Raw genomic sequence first — 5,725 nt, 5'->3', positions numbered from 1 at the left:
AAAAGCTCAGCAATTGCTGAGCTTTCAACATGTTAAGTTATTCTTACTTATACAGTTGCTGGTTCTACTGCTAATTCTTTAGGATTTGGACCAAAATCGTTTTCACCTTCGTGCGAATCTTGCGCAAGAAAAACAATTAAAACAATCCAACCGATTACTGGCACTAACCAAAGTAGCTGCCACCAGCCTGAACGGCCTGTGTCATGAAGACGACGAGCACCAGCACTTAAGCCAGGAATTAATAGCGCTAAGCTATAAATAGAGCCAATGAACATTGTACCTAGTACACCATCAATCGCATTACAAACTACTGAAAAAATGAAGTTAAATAATACAAACATCCAATATGCTTTACGACGATTACGACCTGAAAAATCTGCGTAGCTACGCAACGCGTTCATATAATGTTCCATAAAATTTCCTTAGTGTTATTTTTTATATTCCCTAACGGGGTTAATCCAATTACTTTTTAGTAACATTTGTATCTTAATTAAAAACAGCTGACATTAAAACAAAAAACCAGCTAAAAGCTGGTTTTTATTAAATATTAACAATTTAGCTATTAACTCATAGCCATCATCATTGCCGATGGGTTTTCTAAGTAAGACTTCCATAGGTTATTAAAACGAGCAATAGTGCCCCCATCAATAACACGATGATCGCCAGACCAGCTCACTTGCATAATAGCTTTACTCACAACCTGCCCACTTTCATCAAAACGCGGTAGATGCTGCAGTTTACCTAGCGCAACAATAGCCACTTCTGGTTTATTAATTATAGGGGACGCGATAGTGCCGCCAATAGCACCAATGTTAGAGATGCTAATTGTCCCACCTTTTAAATCATCGGGTGCAACACGGCCTTCTCGCGCAGAATGAGTTAAACGGGTTAAATCATTTGCCACATCAACAATGCTTTTACTCTGGCACGATTTAATATTAGGCACTAACAAGCCAATTTTAGAATCAACCGCTATACCGATATTATGATCGTTATAATAGGTAAGCTCTGAGCATTCATCGTTCACTTTTGAATTAAGTACAGGGTACTCTTTCATTGCTAGCGAGAGTGCTTTTACAAAAAATGGCATCATGGTGAGCTTAACGCCTTGTGCTTTATACTGCTCTTTTAAAGCGCTACGCAAAGCTATAAGCTGTGTTAAGTCTATTTCATCACTAAACGTAAAGTGCGGAATAGTTGAAACCGAAGCTACCATTTGCTTGGCCATGGCCGCTTTAATACCTTTAATTTGCTCTACTCGTACGCCACCGCTTTGATTCTGTGTTTGGTTTTGTACTGCACTTTGAGAAGCATCGCTATTAAGCGGTGAAGTATCAATAGTATTTGGCACTTCGCCTTTTACAAACTCTTCAATATCTTGCTTGTAAATACGTCCATTTTTACCACTACCTGGTACACAGGTTAAATCAACATCTAGCTCACGTGCTTTACGACGAACCGCAGGTGATGCAACCGCTTTTTGATTGATAACTTTAGCAGTTTGCTGTGTTTTAACAGGGGCAACTTTTTCAGCGACGGCATTAGTTTGAGCCTTTACGACCGCTTGGTTTATATCAACATTTGGTTTTGCTGCACTGCCTGCAATTGTCATTTGAAACAACGGGCTATGTACTTTTGCTATTTCACCTTTCTGGTAATATAGTTTTTTTACTGTGCCTGTATATTTTGCCGGAATTTGTACTAATGCTTTGTCGGTCATTACGTCACAAACCGCTTGGTCTTCTTCTATTTCGTCGCCTTCAGCAACTAACCAATCAACAATCTCACACTCAACAATACCTTCACCAATATCCGGTAATATAAAGTCCTCAACCACATCAGCTGCATCATTAGTTTTATTTTCAGCTTGTACTGGCTCTTGTACTACTTCATTGCTAATGCTTTCACCTGCTACATCCATAGCGAATAAAGGGGCATGTACTTTAGCAATCTCACCTTTTAGATAATATAGCTTTGAAATAACGCCATCATGCACTGCCGGAATTTGTACTAATGCTTTGTCTGTCATAACATCGCAAATTGGCTGATCTTCAGATACGGTATCGCCTTCTTGTACTAGCCATTCAACTACTTCGCATTCAACAATGCCTTCACCAATATCGGGTAATATAAAATCTTTAGCCATGGTAACCCCTAAAAATCCATTGATTGTTTAATTGCAGCCAACACTTTTAGTGCATCCGGTACGTATTCTTTTTCAAGTGCCAGCGGGTATGGCGTATCTAGACCACATACACGTAAAATTGGCGACTCTAAATGCAAGAAACACTCTTGTTGTATTGTCGCGGCTATCTCTGCACCAAAGCCATTGGTTATAGGCGCTTCATGACTCACGATTAAACGGCCGGTTTTAATAACCGATTTAGCAATCGTTTCAACATCCCATGGTAAAATACTACGAAGATCAATAACTTCACAGCTTATACCTTGCTCACTTGCTTGCTTTGCTGCATCTTCAATAATCTCCATTTGAGCACCCCACGCTAAAAGCGTAATATCGGCCCCCTCTTGTACTACTTCAGCCGTGCCTAATTCAATACTATAATCTTCTTCTGGCACTTCGCCAATTGATGCACGATATAAACGCTTAGGCTCAAAAAATATGACCGGGTTATCATCTTTAATTGATGCACGTAATAAACCTTTAGCTTGATAAGGGTTACGCGGTACAACTACTTTCAAACCAGGTGTGTGCGCAAAATACGCCTCGGGTGATTGTGAATGGTATAAACCACCGGCAATACCGCCACCATAAGGTGTACGAATAGTTAAGTTACCGACATTAAATTCATTACCACTGCGATAACGAAATTTAGCGGCTTCATTTACTATTTGATCAAACGCTGGGAAAATATAATCAGCAAATTGAATTTCTGCCAATGCAGGCGCACCAAAAGCAGCTAAACCATTAGCAAAACCTAAAATACCTTGCTCGGTTAAAGGCGTATTAAAAACACGATGTTTACCGTACTTCTCTTGCAAGCCCGATGTTGCTCTAAATACACCACCGAAGTAACCAACATCTTCACCAAAAATACAGGCTTGAGGGTGTTCATTCATCGTAATATCGAGAGCAGAGTTAATTGCGTGGAGCATGTTCATTTTAGCCATTACTTAATTCTCCCTGCGGTTACTGGGTAAGCATCTGGATGCTGTTTTATATGTTCTTTTAGTTGCTCGTACTGGCGTTGCAGTAATGGAATTGGTGTATCGTAAACGTCAGATACCAGTTCTTCTAAAGCGGGCTTTGCAACAACTTCAGCACGTTTAAGCGCTGCTAAAATTTCTTCACGAATCGACTCTTTTGCTTTTATATCGTCTTCTTCGTTTAACCAGTCTTGCTTGACCAGCCATTTTCTAAATTTATCAATAGGACACGTTTGATGATTCGCTTCTTCATCTTTAGAGCGATAACCACTTGGATCGTCTGACGTAGAGTGCGCACCCAAACGATAAGCAATCGATTCAATAAGTACAGGTTCACCTTGTGTTGAGGCTATTTCGCGTGCTTTTTTAGTTGCCGCATAAACAGCAAGTGCATCTGTGCCATCAACACGAATTGTTTTAATGCCATAACCCACACCACGCGACGCAATACCGTCGCCTTTAAACTGCTCATCAGCAGGGGTAGATATGGCATAGCCGTTATTACGTGCAAAAAATATAACCGGCGCTTTGTGAACAGCGGCCATATTTAAACCGGCATGAAAGTCACCTTCAGATGCAGCACCTTCACCAAAGTAACAAATAGTCACATTATCAATTGTGCTGGCAAGCTCGCCTGTTTTAGCGTCGATGTGCTTTATTTTTTGGCCATATGCATAACCCGTTGCCTGTGGTATTTGCGTACCCAATGGCGATGAAATCGTCATGTAGTTTAGCGCTTTAGACCCATAATGAATTGGCATTTGACGGCCTTTGCCTAAATCCAATTCATTTGAAAACATTTGGTTCATAAATTGATCAAGCGTAAAGCCACGATAATGCAGGGCTGCCTGTTCACGATATTGAGCCATGATCATATCGTCTTGATCCAGTGCAGCAGCAGAGGCTGTAACTGCGGCTTCTTCGCCTAGGCATTGCATATAAAAACTAACACGGCCTTGGCGCTGCGCGCCTTGCATACGTTCATCTAACAAACGTATAAAACGCATTGTTTCATATAACTTAATAGCGGTATGTTTTGAAATGTCAGGTGCGGTTGCACTAGGATGAATGTCGCCGTCCTCAGTTAAAATACTAAGGGTTGGAATATTAAGCGCTTGACCATCAATAAATTCAAGCTCGTGGTTAATATTCAGCGATACGTTATTTGGATTACTCATAACCTACCTTCTTTTGTTGTCGGTAAAACAGTGCCCCTTTAAATTATTATTGTGGGTGATTGTTGCTGGTTAAACTTTGCAACATCTGCACTATCTTTAATTAAAGCTGCCAACACTTTACGTTAACGTAAAGTGTTATTCAACAGATCTGGGACGAAACAAAAGCAAATACTGGTTAAATAAGTGGCAAGTTAACGATACGGTTACTTTAATTAATAGTAATCATATAGTTAACTTTAAGTTGCTAGTGGTCTGATGAGTTAAATTAGACGAAATTGCTATCAATATCCATTGGAATAACAGTAAGGAGTGCTCTTTGCCCTAATGCTACGCTCGCATTTGGAAAAATAATAGCCTCTCCTTCAACGTCAGCGTAAATCGCTGTATCACCGTCGGTTGCAAGTAGTGCACCTTTCGCAAAGCCAGTAAAGTTCTCGGCATCGTCAGAAAAAGGAAAGCTAAAATCGTTCTGCGTTCTATTTATTGTGCGATGGACAGCAAACAATTCAAAATCGTTTGCATTAAATTCAGGATATTTAACTTCATTTTGACTAATTAATGCAGTTAAGGTTTGCTTTGTTTTTTCAAAGCGAGCCATATCGTTTTGACCAAATGGCTTAACTTGACCCAGCTCTACCGTAAAAGAATCAGCACCGTGTATAAATGACGAATAATAGCTAAATGTTGTTGCAGGAGATTTCATCATAAGCACGGTATTTACACCACAACTCAATAAAAATTGTAGCTGCGACTTTTTCCATGGCTTACCATGTAAAAATGGATACACAGCAAATTTTTCGTTTTTAGAGCCTCTAATTGCAGTGTGTAAGTCGTAATGACATCGCGTACTGCCTTGCTCGCCACGTGTATAAAAATCGCTTACGTACTGCTCTAGCTTTGCAGCGCGGTTTCGCTCATTATTCATTGGTACACCTTCAATTGTATGGTGACCATTAAATAATCTATTTAAGTTTTCTTCTACAAAACGCAGGCCAATATTAATTGATTGTGGATTACCGTAAATAAACAAAACACGCTGCTTAAGTATCAGCTCGCCTTTTATAATTTGTTTAATAAGTGCATCACAAATTTCAATTGGCGCAGTTTCGTTACCGTGTACAGCGCTTGAATAAACTACATCTTTTGACGTTATAACAGCAGGTTGAAACTCAATGACTCCGGTATCGTGTATATTTACACGAGTCCCATTATCTAAAACAAACTCACCTGCATCTAAATGCCATTCGTTGTCACGACTAAGCGTTAAAAAATCGCCTGTTTGTTTTAATTCATTTAAGTAAGATGGATTGGCTGACATATAATAAGCCCTTTAAAAATAATGTGAGAGTAGACTCTTATGCATATATTTTTATAAATAC

General features: G+C 39.5%; 5 protein-coding genes. All 5 read right to left on the bottom strand.

Features of this window, described 5'->3' with window-relative positions; translation table 11 throughout:
• Positions 1–47 precede the first annotated feature (47 nt).
• The gene (locus GQR46_RS15275) at positions 48–413 is read right to left on the bottom strand and encodes a DUF805 domain-containing protein (RefSeq protein ID WP_165741375.1); all 366 of its coding nucleotides are present in this window, start codon (positions 411–413) and stop codon (positions 48–50) included.
• Between the two features lie 149 nt (positions 414–562).
• Positions 563–2,146: a dihydrolipoyllysine-residue acetyltransferase gene (locus tag GQR46_RS15270; RefSeq protein WP_165727888.1), complete on the bottom strand. Its 1,584-nt coding sequence runs from the start codon at positions 2,144–2,146 to the stop codon at positions 563–565.
• Positions 2,147–2,154: 8 nt separating this feature from the next.
• The gene (locus GQR46_RS15265) at positions 2,155–3,132 is read right to left on the bottom strand and encodes a transketolase C-terminal domain-containing protein (protein ID WP_008171214.1); all 978 of its coding nucleotides are present in this window, start codon (positions 3,130–3,132) and stop codon (positions 2,155–2,157) included.
• Positions 3,132–4,346 carry a thiamine pyrophosphate-dependent dehydrogenase E1 component subunit alpha gene (locus GQR46_RS15260; RefSeq protein WP_024596866.1) on the bottom strand — a complete coding sequence of 405 codons (1,215 nt, stop codon included), beginning with the start codon at positions 4,344–4,346 and terminating at the stop codon, positions 3,132–3,134. The genes GQR46_RS15265 and GQR46_RS15260 overlap by 1 nt, the downstream gene beginning before the upstream one ends.
• A gap of 265 nt (positions 4,347–4,611) precedes the next feature.
• Positions 4,612–5,664: a succinylglutamate desuccinylase gene (gene astE, locus GQR46_RS15255; RefSeq protein ID WP_165727887.1), complete on the bottom strand. Its 1,053-nt coding sequence runs from the start codon at positions 5,662–5,664 to the stop codon at positions 4,612–4,614.
• Positions 5,665–5,725 lie beyond the last annotated feature (61 nt).

The organism is Pseudoalteromonas sp. Z1A6 (assembly GCF_011378745.1).
Classification (GTDB): domain Bacteria; phylum Pseudomonadota; class Gammaproteobacteria; order Enterobacterales; family Alteromonadaceae; genus Pseudoalteromonas; species Pseudoalteromonas arctica.
The sequence above is the reverse complement of the archived record's forward strand: the minus strand, read 5'-3'. Positions and strand labels throughout refer to the sequence as shown.